We start from the raw sequence: 21524 nt of genomic DNA on the forward strand, positions 1-21524 counted from the left end.
AAGGAGAACACTGCCGTTTTTTTCGTTTACCCTTCGATCAAGCTTACATCATCCAAATAAATTGTACTGCCCGCGCTAATTTCACTATTCGTCTCCGTACTATTCCCATCTATAAGCCCTAGCAAAAACACCAGATGAACACCAGCGTCTGTTGCCCCATTCATTGTAAAAGTGTAGCTGTATTCGTCCATATTCTGGGTCAAGGCTACAAGCTCAGCTTCCATATATTTGGTGTAGTCCCCGCCTTTATGCTCCACAGCTACCTGAATATTGCGGTTTACTGTAGAACGAGCTTTAAACTTCAAGGTGTACGTTTTTCCCTGAACGAGCTTGAGATTTTCGTAATCCACCTGTGCGCTATAAGGGGCTTGCCCGGTACCTGTTAAGTTGATAGCAAATTCCCCCTCTTGAACAGAAGCAGATCCGATTCCGTCAAAATACTGGCTCCAGCCCGTTGCATCTACATCGAAGGTTCCATTATCCAGCGTACCGCTTGGCGGTATTACTGGTGGACCCCCTTGTACCTCCCTGACCACAATATCGTCAAAAGAAATCGTATGCGGCGTACTATTAGCCGCAGGATCAGCGCCCAGCGTTTTGCCGATCAGATAATTAAGCTTCAGCGGGTTGCTGTTCGACACCGTAAATTGTGCTGTATAAGTAGCCCAATCCGCATGAATATCAAACTTAGCTTGCGCGGAAGCAGCTGAAGTATTGGAGTATTCTAACACAATTTGGCGCGGAACCGTTGATTTCGCTTTGAAGCTCACCTCATACGTTTTTCCGCCCTCCAGTGGAATACCCTCTTGGAAAAATTGTGTATGCCACACCTCCCATCCGGCCGACGTAATCAGAATTTCAGCTACGCCATCCTTCACATTAAACGCGGAGACGCCACCTTCTCCGGACCATGTAGTCCAGCCCGTCTTATCGCTGCCAAACGAACCATTGATAACTAGATTGTTATCATTAGCTAGAATAGTCTGCGCGACAGTTGCAGTAACATAATGTTCAGCCTCAACAGTAATGGTATAACTTCCTTCTGCCGGAAATACTGCTGCTTCAATTGTGATTTTCCCCGGTTCAATAGTGTACTGCTCTGCATTAAGTGTTGTACCGTTAACCTTTACCGCCATGATTTGATTCCGCCAATTTTCATTATCGATAAAAGTAAGCTCAATCGGCTGCGAAACTCTGTTATTGCTGCTGTCGCTTAGCAGCTCCTGCGGTTTGGCCGGTGCATTTTTGATCTCAAATTTCACATTGTCAATGATAATATCATGGTTTTGAGGAATACTAATCCCCTCAACCTTCCCAAGCAGGAATTTAAGAGACAATGTATCCTTGCTGCCTTGCCGGAATTCGAATCTGTAATGATTCGTCTCCGGCGTTACCTCCACAATATTGCTGAATGAGGCCTGATACGTACCATTTTCTACGTTCACCCCGATTTTGCGGATTACGGTTGAACTGGCATCAAATTCAACCACATAATCCATTCCAGCAGCAGCTTTCAAGTTGTTCTGAAACAACATTACAGAATACGCCTGACTGCCGGTATTCGTAATGCTAAATTTTGCTGCTCCATCTGCAACCGTAGCGCTGCTCTGACCACCCTGCTCTGTCAACAGGCGATCCCAGGCGCTAAACCCAAAGTTAAATTCACCATTCAGGAGCGGGTAATATATTAGCGATGGATCAAAATAGAAGCTAGTACGTATCATCTGGAAGTTATCCAGAACGACTGTATCCACAGCTCCGTTTAACAGTAATACGAATTGTCCTTCATGATCGGTTGCACCTCTAAGATTAATAAAGGTGGCTTTAATTTTTTGCTCACCTTCGCTTAAGCTAACCGGTTGTTCTGCCTGTACACTGCCGTCTTTTCCTAGTAGTTGGACCGTTCCTGTGCGTGCAGAGGAGACTGAAGCATTGAAGGTAACCTCGTAGTCCTGCCCTTGAATGAGCTGAATTCCCTTCTGAAGTAACCGAACCTCACCATTTTCACTGCCGCCAATCTGTAGCTTTAACTGGCCATTGTCATTAACGCTTGATTCTACCGTTGCACCACCAGCTGCTTCCGTATGCCAATAACTCATCCGATTGGGTTCCCCAATATCGAAAGTACCATTGTACAGATGATTACCGTTGGCCAGCGGTTCCTTCACACTATCATGAGGGAATTGAATATTCTCAATCTCTTCTAATCTGACATTACCAAACCATACCGGTGAAGTATTGGTACCCACGTTGAACTCGACGCGTGCAGCAATATCTGAGTTTTCCTTCATTTGAAACATCGTCTCGTAATGCGTCATCGCTGAAGTTAGATCTACCTTAAGCGATGGAGAATACGCTGCAAATCCACGAGATTCTCCACCTGTTAACCGGACGCTCATACTGCGGGACATATCGGTTTTGGCATCGAAGCTGAGTTTATAGAACCTGCCTTTAGCTATAGATACGATAGCTTGGGGTTGAATCGAATAAAAATTGCCGCCGCCACTGCTGATATCTACCTTCACATAATTGCGCTCCCCAATAGGAACGGTAGAAACCGTAGCTTCAGCCCCTGCTTCTTTATAAAGTGCCCAATGTGCGGTATTCGGGATTCCCATACCGTCATCCCCCGGCGCCTGCTCCGAATAATTGTTGTTATAGACCATGTTGCCGTCTGCCAATGCAAGCTTGGAGCCTTCCGGATAGGCTTCCTTCTCCAGTGTAACTGGAATAGGCTCGCGGTACTCACGACCTGTCAGCTCGTAGACTCTAACGTAATCAATCTCCATCGATTTTGGAAATACGGTTTCGCTAGTCGGATCACCATCAAAGTTACCGCCTACGGCCAGATTCATCAGCAAATGGAACTTCTGATTAAACGGCGCTGGATACACATTATTGGCAGGCTGCCCATTGCTGATGCTGTACCAGTCATTTTTGGTCGAATATAATTCACCATCCACATACCAGCGAATTTCGCCCGGCTCCCACTCAATAGAGTACGTATGGAACTGCTCAATCGTAGCGTTGTCCGGAAATACATACTCTTTGCCGGAGTATACATTGTTCGGCGCCATACCGCCGTAATGAATCGTCCCCGCTACCGTGTCTGGACGACTGCCCCAGCCTTCCATAATATCAAGCTCACCGGAAGCAGCCCAAGTCCCGTACACATCGTTCTCCGGCAGCATCCAGATCGCCGGCCAGTACCCTTTTCCAGTAGGTGCTTTGGCCCGAATTTCAAATTTCCCATATTTCTTACTAAACAACCCTTTAGTCTTAATCCGTGTAGAAGTATATTGTTTGCCAGCTTTTTCTTCTTTGTGGGCCGTAATGATCAGGTTACCGTCCTGTTCCTTTACATTCTTCTCATCGTTGGTATACCACTGCTTCTCATTGTTTCCCCAACCTGGATTGTTGTATTGCGAACCATCTCCAAGGTCATAGGTCCACTTTGTAGCATCAATCTCTCCATCATCAAACTCATCCCCCCACACCAGTGTCCACGGATCAGTGGTCGGTGTTTCGGTTGGTGTTGGTGTTGGTGTGGCTGTTGGTGTCGGTGTGGCTGTTGGTGTCGGTGTTTCGGTTGGTGTTGGTGTTGGTGTTGGTGTTGGTGTTGGTGTTGGTGTTGGTGTTGGTGTGGCTGTTGGTGTCGGTGTGGCTGTTGGTGTCGGTGTTTCGGTTGGTGTTGGTGTTGGTGTGGCTGTTGGTGTCGGTGTGGCTGTTGGTGTTGGTGTTTCGGTTGGTGTTGGTGTTTCGATTGGCGTAGCAGTTGCCGTAGGTGTCGCCGTTGCTTCAGGTGTGGAGTTTGGTGTCGATATTGGACCTACATTCCCCGAACTGCTTGGCGCTGAGCTTGCTATTGGCAATGTTGTTTTGCCAGTGTTTCCTTTTTTTAATGCTACACCGCCAATCGTTACTCCATCGGCTTTGTTATCTATTGTGGTTACGCTTCCGCTGCCTTGAATTGCTGTACCTCCAGCGCTCGCAGATAGGATTAGTGCCGCCACTTGTGAATTGTTCTCCAATGTTAATTGGGTCGGACTTCCCAGAGTAAGGCTGCCGACAGTTCCAAGGATTCTTAACAAAGAACCGCTGACTGCTGAGTCTGCCGAACGAACCGCTCCAAATTTTCCGCGAAGCGAAATATTGTGAGGAACGACATCCATCTCAACATCCCCAAACCCTGCCCCGGTAAGATCGCTGGTTTCTTCCAAGATTGCCCCAGATAGCAGCCGCACTGTACCCACAGCTGTTGACCCGCTGGCATAAATCCGAACCTTACCATTAGGCTTGGCTACTTGAAGCAGTCCAAGAGAAGTATGGTGTAAGCCGATACTTTGCTCGCCGCCTCCCCGTACAAAAGTAGTCCCAGTTACCTTTACACCTTCAAGCTTTGCATTCCCGTCAGCTATCCCCTCGGTTAGATAAAGATTACCTTGGATGACCGTGTCTTTAAGAATCACATCAGCCCGATTAATGACTACATTGCCCTTTACTGTTCCTAGTGAAGTCTCTCCTGATTTCAGGAGGAGTCCCGAAACCATTCGATCAGCCAACTGAGCTAACTCTGCACGGGTGATCCCACCATCTGGCTTAAACAAACCTCCAGGATATCCTTTTACATAACCTGCACTCGATAGAACAGCTATTGCTTTTGCGGTTTCATCGCTGACTCCGTTCAGATCGGTGAATGCTGCTGTACTGCTTTTGTCTGCATTGAAACGAAACACTTTCTCCAATGCTAACGCCGCCTCAGCGCGCGAAAGTGCTTTTGAAGGATAAATATTGTTCTTCTGATCACTGCTTAAATATCCAGCTGCAATCCCTTTGGCTATATCATTTTTATACCAGTCTGTAGCCTGGACATCAGCGGGAACCTTATCCGATTGCTCCTGATAATTAAATATACGATTCATAATAGCTGCGAATTCTGCCTTCGTGACTTCCTTACCCGGACGAAACGACCCGTCGTCATATCCGCTTATGATCCCATTTGCGCTCCAACGCTGTAATGGGCCTGCGGCCCAATGACTTGGAGATACATCGGTAAACGCTTTCAATCCATTGATTGGTTCATTTTCCACTTTCGTTGCCGCTGAATCAGGTGAGTTTTCCTTTAACGCCTCTGCCGCTGAAGCATTCATGCTCCCAACCGGTGATAGCAGCCCGGTGACAAGGAGCATAGCAGCAAGCGCTGCTGTGAAATTCCTTTTCATCCTAAACATCACTCCTCGAATTTCGTAATATTCGTAATTCAAGCGAAAAATCGAAATCGGTTTCGACAATGCTATTGTTGCTTAGTTTTCTATTTTTGTAAAGATGTAATTTTGAATTTTTTTACATAGATTATTTTGGAATAAATCTGCATAGTGAAATATATATTTGACTTGTTTCGGCAATAATAATAGACTGAAAATAATTGAATTTTCATTCACCCTATTCATAATAACTCGCAAATAACCGCTCTAGAACAGTCTTTTTCTCAAATTTCAACTATTTAGCGGAGGGTGGCTTTATTAACTATGAATATCAAAATGATTGCCGAAATGGCCGGCGTGTCTGTCTCGACTGTTTCGAAAATTATGAACAATTACAACGATGTTTCCGAAAAAACCAAGCAAAGAGTTTTGGAGATCATCGAACAAACCGGATATTCACCTTCCAACTCCGCCAAGACACTCGCAACTAAGAAGTCGAATCTGATCGGGGTTATTTTTGCTGGCGAGCTTAATGTCGAATTTACCCATCCCTTTTTCGTAGAAGTGCTAAATTCCTTTAAAAAGCAGATGGGCGTTCTGGGCTACGATCTCATTTTCTTTTCCAACGAGAAATTCATCAGCAGCGGCGATTATTTCGCTCGATCTGTTCATTTTAATGTGGATGGATGTGTCATTATTTCCGGGCAAAAGATGGAGCCTACCATCCGCGATCTGGATATGAGCAGTATTCCTTGTATCGGGGTCGACCTTGAGCTAAAGGGCAAAAAATCTGGCTTTGTGATGTCAGATAACTTTCAGGTTTCTTCCAAGGTCGTGGAGCATTTTTATCTACTTGGCTATAGAGAGCTTGGATTTATCGGAAGTGCAGCGGATTCAGATATTTCTAACTTGCGGGAATCTGGATATGTCAAAGCTATTGAAAGCTTCGGCCTCACTTTGAACCGTCAATGGTTTGTTCATGGCGACGATTTCTTTGAGCCCAGCGGTTATACGGCTATGCAGCAATTAATTCAAGCCGGAAATTTACCAAAAGCCATTTTTGCGGCTTCTGACTTGCTGGCTCTGGGAGCCATCCGGGCTTTGAAAGAACACGGCCTCAGCGTTCCTGAAGATATTGCAATTATCGGTTGTGACGACATTGAAGCCTGTAAATATACCAGTCCAAAACTGTCGACCATCCGCCAGAACAAAGAACGGCTTGGCATCCTCGCTGCTCATATGCTCTATGACTTGATTAACAATCAGTCTGGCGGTGGATCGTTTGTAGTGGAGCCTGTGCTTATTGTACGTGAATCCTGTGGCAGTCAATTAAATACTCAGTAATCAAAAAAAAAAGACAACAGCCAAGGTAAGCGGGTTTCCGCAAACGGCGTTGTCTTTTTTTGATTAACCGAAACGTTTCGTTATAAACATTCATTGGACATCAACTCGCCAAATTCCACCTCTTAATATGGAGTAGGTATCCCTACCTGATGATCCAAATTCAACTCAATCAATTGCCCCGCCTGGGTCAATCCGGCACCAAAACCATACATCAGGATCTTTTGTCCATTTTGTACTTTACCCTCGCGGATGCCCAAATCGAGTGCTAAAGGAATCGTGGCAGCAGAAGTATTGCCGAAATTCACAAGACTGTGCAGCACCTGCTCCAGCGGATAATTTAATCGCTCACAAATTGGCTCAATCATGCGCATATTAGCGCTGTGTGGAATAAACCAGTCTACTTCCTCCAGAGTTACCTCCGCTTTTTCAAGCAGCTGTTGCACACCTAAAGGAACCGTTCTGACCGCCCAGCGAAACACTTCACGTCCGTTCTGTACCAGCATTTGTGTATCTACCAGCTCAATATTGTTTACAGTATGGGCAAGCCCCGTACGGTACACATGATGTGCCCCACCGCCATCACTTGCCAGCTGGAAGCCCAAAAATCCCGTCGACTGCTCATCACTTTCCACAAGTACAGCTCCCGCTCCGTCCCCAAAAAGAATACATGTACTGCGGTCAGTATAATCCGTAATCTTGGAGATCGTATCCGCACCAATAACCAGGACCTTACGATGCATTCCTGAAGCCACATAACTGTGAGCAGTATGCAGTGCATAGACAAAACCCGCGCATGCTGCGCTCAAATCCATAGCACCCGCAGTCTGTGGAATGTTAAAACGATTTTGAATCAAAGAAGCTACTGAGGGAAAGGAAAAGTCAGGTGTGCTCGTAGCTACCAGGACCATATCGACATCCTGAACGCTTTTTCCATAACGAGTCATAAGATCCTGCACAGCTGCTGCACATAAATCACTTGTATACTCATCCTGCCGACTAATTCGACGCTCACGGATTCCGGTCCGTTGCACAATCCATTCATTATTTGTATCTACGATCTGTTCCAGATCGGCATTAGTCAGTCTTTTAGCTGGGACATAGGTTCCGATAGCGGTAATTTTTGCACCTGTCATTCCAATCACCTCTTCAATTAGTATCTGATATTAGTACTTGGTACTAATTATAACTCTGTGCCTGCTAAAAAGTAAAGAAGGCCGGTAAAGCATCCTAGCTTCCCGGCACTTCCGAAACCTTACGAACCCACTTAGAACCGTTTTCTATTACGCTGCTTTCTTTTTCTGATAAACAATATAATCGCAGTTACAATAACCACCACTAAAATGATAAGCACAATCACGATATTCCATACATTAGGCACATAAACCTGCATTTGAATTGGCTCTGTATCCGCTAGTGTAACATTCCAAGTAAGGGTTCTGCCGTCCTCCACATTTGCATTATTGTCTCCATATAAATCCACAGGTAACGTTAATTTAAAGTCAAAAGCCATGTTTTGCAAAAACGCCCGAATAATCGGCTTCGATAAGCTGAGCGATCCCATATTATCCATTATGGTGTCTATGTAACTATTTAATTTAGGCTTCGCCTCAACATCATATTTGGTATAAAACCAATAATCTTTGGTATCTAATTTCAGGTCCACAATATCCAAGTCACCAGAGAGTGCTTTCATTTCCTCAAAAGAGGCATAAGATTTCATGAATTCATAGACTGTAGATTTTCCATCTTGGCTTTTCTCTAGCTCAATCCCCTGATCTTTAAGTTTGTTTACCAGAGCATCTTCCATTTTTCCGCTAATCAACGCTTCTGCCCGCGAATTCACTTTCATATTCACTGCAAAATCTACGCTTCCATTCTTATTCACTGTGACATGCGCTGTTCCTTTAGAACAGCCTGATAATAGTACAAGCATTAAGAGCAGCCCTAGTAACGAAAACCCTCTCCATTTTGACAACAACATTTCCCTCAAACCCTTCACTGACATGTATTTATATAACGGCTACCCATTCTATAAAGGCTACCTCATTTATATCATAGAATCAAACTCTATATGAATGAATAATCAAATTTGAGGACCGTCAAACTTAAACTTTATACGCGCATAAAAAAGAGGCCCTCACAGAAGTAATTACTCATGAGGTAACCTCTTTCAAAAAAGCATCAGCAAATTTGATGTTACTTGGAGTGCTCGTTGTCGCTTGGGTGCACGGTGTTACTTGAAGTGCTCGACGTTACTCTGGATGCTTAATGTTACTCGAAGTGCTAGTTGTCGCTTGGGTGCACGGTGTTACTTGGGCTTTCAAAGTCGCTTTCGGACTCCAGAGCCGTTATTTCCGCACAAACGTCTCTTTTCATAAGCTATCGGACTCCAGAGTCACTATTGCCGCAAAATCACCCCATTATGAGCCATTTCACGAGGAATAGCGCCCCTCCAGTCCGAAACTAACCGGAAAAGGCTCTAAATTAGCAAATAGCGGCAGTTGAGTCCGAAAGCACAACGCCAGACCTCCCGCAACCGCCCTACTGCCCCTAAACTAATCAATTTTTAAGCCACAGAGTTGATCTATGTTACTTGAAGTGCTCGATGTTACTCGGGATGCTTAATGTTACTTGGAGTGCTCGACGTTACTCGGGATGATCAAAGTTACTTGAACTGCTCGACGTTACTCGGGATGATCAAAGTTACTTGAAGTGCTCGACGTTACTCGGGATGCTTAATGTTACTTGGAGTGCTCGACGCTACTCGGGATGATCAAAGTTACTTGAAGTGCTCGACGCTACTCGGGATGCTTAATGTTACTTGAAGTGCTCGTTGTCGCTTGGGTGCACGGTGTTACTTGGGCTTTCAAAGCCGCTTTCGGACTCCAGAGCCGTTATTTCCGCACAAACGTCTCTTTTCATAAGCTATCGGACTCCAGTGTCACTATTGCCGCAAAATTACCCCTACATTAGCCATTTCACGAGGAATAGCGCCCCTCCAGTCCGAAACTAACCGGAAAAGGCTCTAAATTAGCAAATAACTGCAGCTGAGTCCGAAAGCACAACGTCATCCCTCCCGCAACCGCCCTACCTACCGCCTGCCCGCAACCGCCCTAACTACCGCGCCTCCCGCAACCGCCTTACTACCGCCTCCCGCAACCGCCTTACTACCGCCTCCCGCAATGGCCTACTATCGCACTACTGCAGCACTACTACCACCCTACTGCCGAAACAAAAACACTACTCCACAAACAACATCTGACTCTAAAACCACTCCATTGCCCATCAAGCTGGGCTTATAGAGTCCCGCTTATGTGGTTAACGAGGCGCTTCTTTTCCCCGCTCCATGTAGTGAAGCATTCTCTTCACTCAAGCCGATATCCGCTTGGCGGAGAACCTTTCGCCCCCTCCAGCGCGCCAAAACAAGCAAACCTCTCACCAATTCGTCGGCTATCATACAACAATAGATACCTATGAGTCCCCAGCCGACGCTGATTCCTAACCAATAGGAGCAGCCCACGCCAATGAGGGACATAGACACGATGGAAGTATACATCGTATAACGCGTATCCCCGATGGCATTCAGCGCGTTGCCGAGGGCCATATTCAGCATTTTGGAGGGCTGAAGCAATAGATTTAGAGCTAACAAAGAAACCCCGATCGCAATAATTTTCGGATCAGATGTGAAATAACCGAGCAGCTGTTTTCCGAACAAGAATAATAACAACATGTTAGCTGACACAATGCTCAAACCAATAAAGAGTGTACGATACGCACTGCGATAAGCTTCTTTTAGTTTGCCTGCTCCGAATAAATGAGCAATCTGTATCTGCCCCGCCAGCGCAAAAGCATAACCAAGCGTGAAGCAAAAGGACTCCAGGGTGTTAAGATACGTGCGTGCTGCTAACGCTTCGGCTCCAAGTGCAGCCAGAAAGGAATACACAATAAGCTGGGAGAATACCCAACAGGAAGAATTGATCCCGAGCGGCCAGGCAATCTTCAGAATTTGCTTAAACAGCTTGCCATTGAATATCCGGAAATCTCTAAGTCTAACCTTGATCTCGAAAGAACGCCGGAATAAGGAGTAGAGAATAATCACTCCGACCAGTCTACTGACAATACTGGAGATCGCGATGCCCGCAAGGCCTAGCTGTGGCAGACCGAATACACCAAATATAAAAATATAGTTCAGAATTATATGGATGACATTGATTATAATCCCTGTGTACATCGGCCCTTTGGTATTCCCTGTGTTCCGGATAGCGGTACCGAGGGAAGCGATCATCCCTACCATAAAAAGTCCACCGCCGACGTAGGAGATATAGACATTGGAAAGTGACAATAGCTCAGGTGCTATATTTAGAACCCCACCAATAGGGCCCGCATAGAAAAACAATACAATACTCACGACAATCCCCAACACGAGGCTAACCGTTACCCCCATTATAGCAATCGTGCGCGCTTCACCAAAACGTTTGGAGCCCATTCTCTGTGCGATCAGAATCCCCGCTCCACCCGCAAATGTTGTAAAAAGTGTGGTCAATGCACCGAACAATTGATTGGAAATGCCGACTACGGCGACTGCATCATCAGAGATACGGCTGACCATTAATGTATCTACCGTACCCAGCAGAGTCTGTAGAAATACCTCTATAAATATAGGCCAAGCCAATACCCAGAGCCCAAAACCCTGTCTTTCTTTTTTCACTATACAAACCCTCCTCGTAAACCATACCTACAGACTTAGCCTAAAAAATAACATCTTTATTCATTAGGTCAGACTAAATTATAGATGATATACTTTGGATGATGGTACAGATTTCAAACCAATTATTACATTATTCCAACCTCACTAAAAGGAGCTTCTGACATGAACATCTTGAACTTCACCGTTCCTCCGTTGCTGTACTACATTGTAAGCGGATTCCATACTTTCTCCCCCGGCCATTATCATATGAGCCGCCATAATACCCGGGTGTTCGATTTGCTTGTAGTTAAACAAGGCTGTTTATATATGAGTGAAGGCGGTCTCCCTTTTCAAGTAAAAGCAGGTCAGGCGCTCTTACTTCGTCCAGACAGCCATCATTTCAGTACGGACAGCTGCAAGGAATCCACCTCTTATTATTGGCTGCATTTTCAAACGGTGGGCGACTGGAATATGACCGAGGATACGACTGCTAGGCTTGAGAAAGACAACGTCAAAATAGAGAACTCCCTGCAATCTGACGAATTTGATATCCGGCCGTTTAGCTTACGCTTGCCTCAATATACAACTCTGCTGCAGCCGTCCAAGATGGAAGAGCTGCTCTCGCAGCTAAATCAGCTTGTGCCTAATTCCCATTTAAGCGATACTCCATTTCAGCAGCAGCTGTTGTTTCAGGAGGTTATACAGCAGTTATCCGCCTCCCTCAGCCATGAGCGCCCCTCGCCCTCCAAAATATGTGCAGAGCAAGCGGCCTCCTATTTACGCAGCCATTTTCGTGAGCATATCACTGCGCAGCAGCTCGGGGAAAGTCTAAGCTTTCACCCTGTATATATCGCTCGTTGCATGAAGAAGGAATACGGCTGTGCGCCGATGGAATATCTGCTGCATTATCGGATTCAGCAAAGTAAACTTTTGCTGATGCAGACCAGCTACACAATTGCCCGTATAGCCGAGGAAGTTGGCTTCAATCAGGCGCCTTACTTCAGCTCCAGCTTTATTCGAATAGAAGGAACCACTCCACGGGAATTCCGTCAACGTTTCTCGTAAATCTGAGTACGTTAAAGAACACAAAAAAAGGGATGCTCCCTGCCATTAGGCTTAAGGAACATCCCTTGCTACTTTTATTATTTCAAACCCTTCTCCTGCACATAAGCATCCCATTGCTTGATATATTCGGTCTGGATTTTTTCAAGGCCGGCTTGCTTAGCCTTTTCCATAAAGGTGGCTAAACCCGCATCAACATCCTCTACTAATCCAGCTTGCAATGGATACAGGTATTGCTTTTCCACCTGCTCTAGTGCTGCTTTTTCCGCCTGATAAGAGGTATAATCCTCAGCAAAACCGGTGAAAATATCCGGCTTCTGAATTTTGTCGAGCTCAGCGAAAATTTCCTTCACGCCATCATAGGATTTATCAAATAGCATGAACTCCGGATTCCGCCAGGCCCAGCCATTCATTCCCTCGCGTGTAAAACCGTTCGTTGAAGCATCTCCAATAAGTTCATAGTAGCCGTTCGCATCAATTTTATAGTTCTTTCCTTCCACACCGTATTGTGTCAGCTGATTATAACGTTTATCCATGACCATTTTTTCATAGAAGGCCAGTGCACGTTCAGGGTTCTTGCTGCTCTTCGGAATGGCGAAACCATTATGAATAGGATGAACTGGTGTTGCATAACCAATGGTATTGCCATAAGGATAGTAACCTAGATCCCAATCCGGATGTGCTGCTTTCACCTTCATCAACGTATCGTTGAAGCGAGTCGGATTATCTCCGAAGATGCTTGCTGCCTTGCCCGCGATAATCGGAGCCTGGATGGTATCCTTCAAGTTCAGGACGTTTTTGGAAATCAATCCGTTTTCCTGCCAGCGTCTCATCGTCAGCAGCTCTTCTTTATGTTCCTCCGAGCCCCAATACAGATAAGCTTTTGAAGGATCATCGTACTTAATACCAATACCATAAGGCAGGGGACTGCCGACCTGTGCGGTAAGTGTTGAATATACATCATGAATGTTACCTCTTACATCACTGTTAAAAGAAGCAGGTGACATCTGCGGTTCATTTTTCTTGATTCCTTCCATGTATGCTTCATAGCTAGCCAGATCTGTCGGCTGAGGCAGATTGTATTTCTTGCGCAGATCCTCACGCCATACGAAGCCGTTCGTTACATACTCCTTATAAGTCGCTGGAACGGTGTAAATCTTGCCATCAATCTTCACAGCATCCCACATTTCCTGTGGTACGAATTGCTGGAGTTCTGGGGCAGCTTTAGGCAGCAGATCATCAATAGCTAAAAAAGCTCCCTTTTTCGCATAAGCCTGATATTGTGTCCAGTCCGCAGTGAAGATCAGATCGATTGATTGACCCGACGACAGCAGCAGCTTATATTTCTGATCCCAATCTGTCCAGGTTGTATAGTTGAATTTAACGGTTGCATTCAGATCCTCTTCGGCCATTTTGTTAATTTCCGCTTCAATGCTTGAGAGGTCCTTCGGCGCATCGCCTAGCATATAGAATTGCAGCTCGACCTTTTTGGAAGTGTCCAGTCCGGTCTTCTCCTCCGTCCCTGCGTTCGTACTTTGTGCTGTGTTTCCTCCGCTATTACTCTCTTTTACCGCCGCATTGTCTCCGTTTGCAGAATTAGAATTCCCCCCGCAGCCTGCCAGCAGCGTCAAGCCCAGTACTGACGTAAGCAGAATAGACATGCGTTTGCCCCGTTGTTTATTCATCTGAATCCTCCCTTTTCACTATGCTTCTATGTTAGCCGACTGTACCTTAACCCGGTAGTGGGCAGGTTGCGGTTCTAACCTTTTACAGCGCCGATGGTCAGGCCTTTGACAAAATAACGCTGAACGAACGGGTACAGAAAAAGAATAGGTCCCGTCACGACAATTGCCATCGCCATTTTGGTAGACTCAGCAGGGACCTCCGTAGCCAGTGACACCCCGGTTCCCGCCCCCATCTGTGCGATAAACTGTGCTGAATTAATAACATTGTACAGATAGAATTGCAGCTGATATTTATGCGTATCATTGATGAACAGTGAAGAGGTGAACCAGTCATTCCAGTAATACAAAGCCAGAAACAAACCGACTGTAGCGATGCCCGGCATGGAAAGCTTGAGTACAATCTGCCAGTAAATCCGGAAATCACCGGCCCCGTCTATTTTGCCAGAATCGAACAATTCCTCAGGAACTGCTGATTTGATGAAGTTTTTCATTAAAATGATCAAAAATGGCGTCATCAGACCTGGAAGCACCAGTACCGCATAGGAATCCAGCAGACCGAGGTATTTCGTAATCATGATGTACCACGGGACAAGTCCTCCCCCAAACAAAGTCGTAAAGTATATATAGAAGGAAAAGCTATTTCGATATTTAAAATCTTTACGCGCCAGTACATAACCCGCCATAGTCATGAAAAAAAGTCCCATTACCGTTCCAATAGCAGTTGTGCTGACTGTGACCGCATATGCCCGCAGCACCTCATCCGGGAAGATGAATACCGTCTTGTAGCCCTCCAGTGAGAACTGTGCCGGAATCAGATGATAGCCATCGCGAATAATGGACTCATTGCTGGTCAAAGATGCAGAGATAATTAGCAAAAAGGGCAGCAGGCAAGCGATCGATAAGCCAATAATGACCACATAGGCAATCCAATGAAGCATTCGCGTATATTTATCCTTTTGAATTTTCATTTCTTATCCTCCTAGAACAGGGCGTAGTCATCGTTTATTTTGCGGATAATGTAGTTGACCGTCATAATGAGGACGAAGCCGAACAAGGATTGATAGACCCCGGCAGCCGTTGCCATGCCCACATCAAAGGTTACTTTAAGCGAACGGTATACATAGGTATCAAGGATATCCGTCGTATTGTAGAGCAGCCCGTTATTGCCTATTAATTGATAGAAAAGATCGAATTGGCCCTTCATAATACTCCCGAGCGCAAAGAGCAGCAGCACCACAAAGGTTGATTTCAGCATCGGCACCGTTATATACCAAATCCGTTGGAAAATATTAGCGCCATCAATTTTGGCCGCTTCATAATATTCGTCACTAATCCCCGTAATCGCCGCCAGATAAATCACCATGCTGTAGCCAAGATTTTTCCATAGATAAAAGATAATGATCAGAAAGATCCATGCCCAAGGTTTACTGTAAACGTCGACCGGATCAAGGCCAAATTGGGTAAGCATTGTATTTAAGAAACCGCTGTCATAATTAAACAAGTTGTAGACAATTACGCTGAGAATTACAAAGGATACAAAGTAAGGCAGAAACATTACCGATTGGCTAATCTTTTTAAACCATTTTCCATTGAGCTCACTCAGCAGGATCGCACAGACAATTGCCAGCACATTCCCTAGTACAATAAAAGCAATATTGTATCCTATCGTGTTCATCGTGAGCTTCACCAGCGTACCGGATCTCCAGAGGAACTCGAAATTCTGTAATCCCACAAACTTGGAGTTGAACATGCTGCTGTTGAAGTCGAATTGAGTGAACGCATAATAGATGCCTACCATTGGAAAATAGGAATTCACCAGAAAAAAGATCAAGGTGGGCAGCAGCATCAGAAACATTACCCGATTGTGCACCAGCTCATACAACAATCCTTTCTTCTTTCTTGTCGTTCGTAAGCGTGCTCTACCATCAGCCTGGATGCCAAGTTCGACGTTTGAAATTCCTTTGGATGAGGTTTGGCTCAAGATCTCTCACTCCCCTTAATATAGAAACTGCATAATTCCACTATAGGGGGATTCTTCTGAACACAGAAGTGAAGCTTACAAGCCTTACTGCACAAACTGGCGAAACAGGAACTGAACAATCAGGATGTTTATGTAAAAGTCTTCGGAGACCCACTGAGCTTCTCAAGCTTCGCTAACTCCTTATAATCCTTGTAGAAAAGACTGTTTTGTACACGAATATTTAATTTGTTCACTCCCTTCAGATTGGAAAAATGCAGGATTCTAAGGTTGCTCCACTGTTCTGTTCACTCTTGGGGACTTATAATAAAGGAACTTCATAATATGAATTCATCCAGAGTCTTGTCCGAGTAAGTCATATGATGATCAGGGGGGACGGTATGAAGAATAATGATCTACGGAGAAAAAGACTACTGTATGGCAAGCTGCTCACCACCATAACCCTGTGCATATCGTTAACCCTTCTTATCTCTACTTTTGTTTACTATACGTACTATATCGGCGTCGAGAAGACGCAAACCTTTCGCTCCGATCTAAGGGATCTGACCCAGACTGGCAAAAAAGTGGTCAACATGGCTGAAGTCGCGCAAACGCTTTCATTTCAACTGTATCGAACCAGCACGATTTCTCATCTGTTGTTCTACAACAAGCCCTCTATTTATGAGGTAACCGCGGCGATGTCCGATCTCGGAAACTACTTAAATTCCATGCCTTATATTGAATCCATCTATGTATATAATCCGAATAATGACACGGTTTATATTTCGGCAGCACAGGGCCAGAATGGCGTATTCACCACCCGCGAACTGGTGGACACTGAAATTATTCAGATGCTGAATCATTATCAGGATTACAAAACATTTACGCCGATTCCGCGAACCTATTCCATAGATGAACCTGAGAAAAAAACCATCTCAGTCTATACTTACCTTTGCTATGATGCGATCAATTGGGACCGCTCTATTAACTCTGCGGTTATTGTTAACATATCCGCGGCTTGGATCAATAAAGAACTGGCTAACGGCAATACACCCGGTAGTGGCAGTACCTACATTTTGGATGACCAAGGCCGTTTTCTGTCGGGGAATAAGCTGACATTGGAGAAGCTCTCCGGGGATGAAAACAGTTGGCTGGAGCATCAAGTAAAAGCACGTTCTGCCGGCTATTTTACTGCCCCTTTTAGAGGGAATAAATCACTGGTGTCCTATACTTCGCCCGATTCGCTTGGCTGGCAATATGTGCGCATTACTCCTTATGAGGTAATTACTGAACAGACCAATCATATCCGCAATACTACGCTTCTGATTTCTTTAATTATTTTATTGTTCGGTCTTGTTATTTCTAGGGTACTGTCCAAACGGCTTTATCTGCCGATTGATTCGATCGTAAGCCGAATGAACACCCTTGAGGCAGATAAACGCAACAGTATGTTTACGATCAGGCAGAACTCATTACGCAATCTGGTGCTTGGCATTAAATCTCCTCATAACAGCCGGCAAAATGATGTTCAACAGCTGGGTATTTCTTTTAATTTAAACGAGGGCTACCGGCTAGTATTACTACGCATTGATGAGTACGAAGCTCTGCGAAAGGAACGAGGCTCTTATCTCCTTCCGTACAAGTTTGCCATCATGAATATTGCCTCAGAGATCTGTGGACAGACTTATCAGGTGGAAACTGTAGATATGAATGACGATAGTGTGGTCATGTTGCTTAGCAGCATGACCTCCACTGAGCATCTGGATACCGAGCTGATTGAAGTGCTGCTGCGGCAGATCCGTGTGGCCTGTTGTGATTATTTAAAAATCGGACTGTCGTTAGTGTACAGCCCTATCAGTGATAATCCAGATGTACTAAACCGGCTGTACAGTCAGGCCAGAGAAGCTTCCAAACATAGACTGTTTTATGGTCATGGCAGCCTGATCAATGCTGAGCGAATTAGCGAGCTTCAGAACAATCTTTACTCCTACCCGGCTGACAGCGAAAAAAAGCTGGTCGATGCGCTCACAAGTGGCAGAACAGACGAAGCCCGCAGTCACTTCTCCGAAATGGTACGTGAAATGGAGCAATATCCCTATCATGTGCTGGAACTTACTGTTTCAAGGGTGACGCTAACGATTAAACGAATTGTCGATAACATCAAGAAGCTTAGTCCTACCCCCACCGAAGGGATGATGGTGATGCCTTCGCTTGAACATTATGAAACAATAGAAGAATTTGAGGCAGCTTTTTACCAGCTTTTTGATCATATTCAGGAATTCCAAGCGGATAAGCGCAGCTCCAAGCAAAGCGATCTAATCCGGCAAATTAACCAAACCATTCAGCAATCTTACATGGACCCTTGCTTAAGTCTGAACCAAATTGCCGATGAACTTAATATGTCTCCAATCTATGTCAGCAGACTTTATAAGCAGCAGACCCTAACCACTATTGTGGATGTCATCATGGAGGTACGGATGAAGGAAGTATGCCGCCTGCTTGTAGAGAGTGATTTATCGGTATCGGATATTGCTGAAGTAACTGGCTTCACCAGCAGTTCTTATCTCCACCGGATGTTCAAACGCAACTTCAGCCTTACACCAATAGAATTCAGACGGACCAAAAACAGTTCATAACATGAATCACCTATCCCCCAAAAAGAAAGGTGCTCCAGCAGCCATTACATTGGCCTTTGGAACACCTTTCGATATCAAAGGAAATATTAAAATACCTTCGCAATATTTGCTTCATTCTCACCTGCAAGAATGGTGTATTCTTTGGTCAACAGATTAGCTTCAAGCTTCGCCACACTGTTTTCATTTTTCCAAGTGATGTTCAGCTCATTCTCACTACCTTGTTCAATCTTGATCTCACCATTAAAAGCTGGACAGCTATTTCTGAATTTCAACAATGCGAACAGCTTTTGAACAACAGGACGTTGTACCTCAGCAGCAATTTCATCTTTAGAATAATAATGGCGGTTAATATTGCGTCCTTCTTTTGTGCTTTCGAGCAGCTCAATATCATTCTCGCCAGCGAATAGACCTACATAATAAATCTGTGGAATACCAGGGGCGAAGCACTGAATAGCTCTGGCCAAAAGATACGCCTGATCATCATTGCCAAGTGCAGAATAATAAGTGCAGTTAATTTGATAAATATCCAGATTATTATAAGCGGCGGAGCTATATTTTTTCTTAACATTTGCTCCTTGGCTATATAGGCTTTCTCTGGTCATTTCAGCTTCTTCGTCGGTCATCAGATCCTTAACATCCACCACGCCAATGCCGTCATGCGTATCCAGGGTAGTGAATTGTTTTCTCGGACAGATTTCCAGCCAATGCGCAAGCCGATTTACTTTTCCACTATATAGAGCATGTAATACCAACATTGGCAGGGCGAAATCATAGACATAATAATCCTTGTCTGCAATCTTCAATTGAATGCTGTAATGCTCATGGATTTCCGGAAGAACAGTTACGCCATAAGGCTCCACTACTTCTTTAGACAAATTCAACATTTCCCAAATATCCGGTTCTACGAAAAAGCAGTTGGTACCCATCTTTTTGTTGGCATAGGCAAAAGCGTCCAGCCGGATAATCGATGCTCCTTTATCAGCAAGGAAGGTCAGATTGTCTTTTACGAATTTCTTCGTAGTTTCCGTAGTCACGTCCAGATCGATCTGCTGCTCATCAAACGTACACCAAACCTTTTCCTTCGTCCCGTCTTTAAAAGTAACCTCTACGTATGGCGCCCGCGGTTTACGTTTATAAATTAAATCCACATCAACCTCAGTTGGTTCACCGTTAGGCCAGAAATCCTTGTAACGAATAAATAAATCCTTGTATTGCGATGCATCCTTCTTCTTAAGGAAATCTTGAAAGTATGGAGACTGCTGTGAAATGTGATTGATCATGAAATCATACATCATGTAGAACTTCTCGCTCATCTCTTCGATTTCCGCCCAGTCACCAAAAGCCGAATCAACCTTGGTATAATCCATCGGAGCAAATCCCCGGTCGCCCGAAGAGGGGTAAAACGGCAATAAATGAACCCCACCCACGACTCCTTGCAAGTGTGTATCCAGTACTTCGTTTAGTTCTTTTAAATTGTTTCCCATGCTATCTGCGTAAGTGATAAGCATAGCTTCATTTTTAATCTGCATATTGGCGTTCTCCTTCTATTTCAATTTATACACTCTTGCTTCATAAGGTCTGAGAAATCATCAAACTAATGCAACTTATGAAAGCGTTCTCCTAACGATCTTGTTCCTCCCTAGATGAAGGTTTATTCAAAACCAATTTTATAGATGCACAAATAATATGTCAAACGTTTTCATATAATTAAATCAATAAAATAAAGCTATAATTATTGGAATTTAATATTATATCCATATATTTGTGGTAACGTATAACATACCTATTATAACTATCTATGCTTTTACAATTGTTAGTCTCGATTAGTGTCAACAATCCAAGAAAGTTGTAGAATATAGATTAGAGCATTTTATGAAACGGGGATGAGGGTATGGCAAGTATTAAAGATGTTGCCAAGGAGGCGGGCGTTGCTGTAGCTACCGTGTCCAGAGTAATGAACAACCGGGGATATATCAGCAAAGAGACGCGTAAAAAAGTTGAAAAAGCGATGGACGCCTTAGATTATCATCCTAATCAAATCGCCAGAGCCTTACAGAAGAATCAATCCTTTTTTATTGGGATTATTGTTCCAGATTCAAACCACCCTTTCTTTTCCGATCTCATCAAGTATGTTGAAATGAGTGCTAATGAAAAAAACTATAAATTGCTAATATGCAATTCTCTTGACGATCCTGAGAAGGAAGCCAACTATATTAGCATGCTTCGCCAGAATCAAGTAGATGGCATTATCATGTGCAGCCACACTATGAATATTGAAAGCTATAAAAAGGTCCCTTTCCCTATTGTCTCTTTTGACCGTTTTATTTCTTCCAATATCCCTTGTGTGGGCTCGGATAATTACCGCGGTGGTGAGTTAGCTACCGAACATTTGATACAGCTGGGCTGTAAACGGCTGCTACATATCTCCGGCCCGCTAGATCTGGATATTCTAGCGAATCGCCGTCGGGATGCTTTTGTCATCACAAGTATGAAACATGGTGTAACTTACGATATTATCGAAGGCGCGCACAACAAGCTTACCTTTGATTATTTTTGGTCCTTCGTCACCGAAAATATCTCTCCGGCCCAACTTCGAGAATATGATGGAGTATTCTGCAGTAATGATATTGTGGCTTATGCTTTATACATTTATGCTGAACAGCAAGGCATTCGAGTGCCCGAGCAACTGAAAATCATCGGTTATGATTACCACAGCTTTACCCGCATGCTTCAGAGTCCTAAATTGACTACCATTATGCAACCTAGTGATCGGATCGGGGTCATGCTGACCAATACTCTCCTGCAAATGATCGAAAGTGCTGACGGAGAGCTAATCAACAACACTACTGTAGACGTAACTCTTATTAAGGGAGAGACTACTTAACGTATCTATTAAAAAGGTAGACTACCGTAATTAGCGGTGGCCTGCCTTTTTTGTATTACTTCATT

The 21524-nt window shown here is 44.5% G+C and carries 12 protein-coding genes; 4 read left to right on the forward strand and 8 right to left on the reverse strand.

The features are described 5' to 3' along the window. Positions 1-26: 26 nt before the first annotated feature. Entirely contained in the window at positions 27-5222 is a 5196-nt protein-coding gene (locus MHI32_RS25930; protein WP_340011288.1) for a carbohydrate binding domain-containing protein, read from the reverse strand. A 306-nt stretch (positions 5223-5528) separates the two neighbouring features. Between MHI32_RS25930 and MHI32_RS25935 the strand changes: the two genes are divergently transcribed. Next, complete coding sequence (locus MHI32_RS25935; protein ID WP_339188456.1) at positions 5529-6548, forward strand: LacI family DNA-binding transcriptional regulator; 1020 nt, start codon at positions 5529-5531, stop codon at positions 6546-6548. 122 nt (positions 6549-6670) lie between these two features. Here MHI32_RS25935 and MHI32_RS25940 read toward each other — a convergent pair whose 3' ends face one another. The 3 genes from MHI32_RS25940 to MHI32_RS25950 all read right to left on the reverse strand — a co-directional run bounded on the left by MHI32_RS25940 (position 6671) and on the right by MHI32_RS25950 (position 11259). Beyond that, on the reverse strand, positions 6671-7681 hold the full coding sequence (locus MHI32_RS25940) for a ketoacyl-ACP synthase III (RefSeq protein WP_076128027.1): 1011 nt from the start codon (positions 7679-7681) through the stop codon (positions 6671-6673). Between the two features lie 131 nt (positions 7682-7812). Further along, on the reverse strand, positions 7813-8529 hold the full coding sequence (locus MHI32_RS25945) for a hypothetical protein (protein ID WP_339188459.1): 717 nt from the start codon (positions 8527-8529) through the stop codon (positions 7813-7815). Positions 8530-9858: 1329 nt separating this feature from the next. After that, entirely contained in the window at positions 9859-11259 is a 1401-nt protein-coding gene (locus MHI32_RS25950; protein WP_076128031.1) for an MATE family efflux transporter, read from the reverse strand. A gap of 159 nt (positions 11260-11418) precedes the next feature. On the opposite strand from MHI32_RS25950, the gene MHI32_RS25955 reads away from it, so the two are divergent. Then, the gene (locus tag MHI32_RS25955) at positions 11419-12300 is read left to right on the forward strand and encodes an AraC family transcriptional regulator (RefSeq protein ID WP_076306995.1); all 882 of its coding nucleotides are present in this window, start codon (positions 11419-11421) and stop codon (positions 12298-12300) included. Between the two features lie 77 nt (positions 12301-12377). On the opposite strand, the gene MHI32_RS25960 is transcribed toward MHI32_RS25955, so the two are convergent. The 3 genes from MHI32_RS25960 to MHI32_RS25970 all read right to left on the reverse strand — a co-directional run bounded on the left by MHI32_RS25960 (position 12378) and on the right by MHI32_RS25970 (position 15837). Next, positions 12378-13988, reverse strand: coding sequence for an extracellular solute-binding protein (locus tag MHI32_RS25960; RefSeq protein ID WP_139329889.1), 1611 nt, complete (start codon positions 13986-13988; stop codon positions 12378-12380). 68 nt (positions 13989-14056) lie between these two features. Continuing rightward, positions 14057-14950, reverse strand: a complete 894-nt coding sequence (locus MHI32_RS25965; protein WP_036685379.1) for a carbohydrate ABC transporter permease — start codon at positions 14948-14950, stop codon at positions 14057-14059. A gap of 11 nt (positions 14951-14961) precedes the next feature. Further along, positions 14962-15837, reverse strand: a complete 876-nt coding sequence (locus MHI32_RS25970) for an ABC transporter permease subunit (protein ID WP_094903677.1) — start codon at positions 15835-15837, stop codon at positions 14962-14964. A gap of 503 nt (positions 15838-16340) precedes the next feature. On the opposite strand from MHI32_RS25970, the gene MHI32_RS25975 reads away from it, so the two are divergent. After that, positions 16341-18575, forward strand: a complete 2235-nt coding sequence (locus MHI32_RS25975) for an AraC family transcriptional regulator (RefSeq protein ID WP_076128035.1) — start codon at positions 16341-16343, stop codon at positions 18573-18575. A gap of 86 nt (positions 18576-18661) precedes the next feature. On the opposite strand, the gene gtfA is transcribed toward MHI32_RS25975, so the two are convergent. After that, positions 18662-20104 (reverse strand): sucrose phosphorylase, encoded by a 1443-nt coding sequence (gene gtfA, locus MHI32_RS25980; RefSeq protein WP_076128037.1) that lies wholly within the window; start codon positions 20102-20104, stop codon positions 18662-18664. A 362-nt stretch (positions 20105-20466) separates the two neighbouring features. Between gtfA and MHI32_RS25985 the strand changes: the two genes are divergently transcribed. Further along, positions 20467-21459 (forward strand): LacI family DNA-binding transcriptional regulator, encoded by a 993-nt coding sequence (locus MHI32_RS25985; protein WP_076128039.1) that lies wholly within the window; start codon positions 20467-20469, stop codon positions 21457-21459. Positions 21460-21524 lie beyond the last annotated feature (65 nt).

The organism is Paenibacillus sp. FSL H7-0690, from assembly GCF_037980415.1.
GTDB lineage: Bacteria > Bacillota > Bacilli > Paenibacillales > Paenibacillaceae > Paenibacillus_AQ > Paenibacillus_AQ odorifer.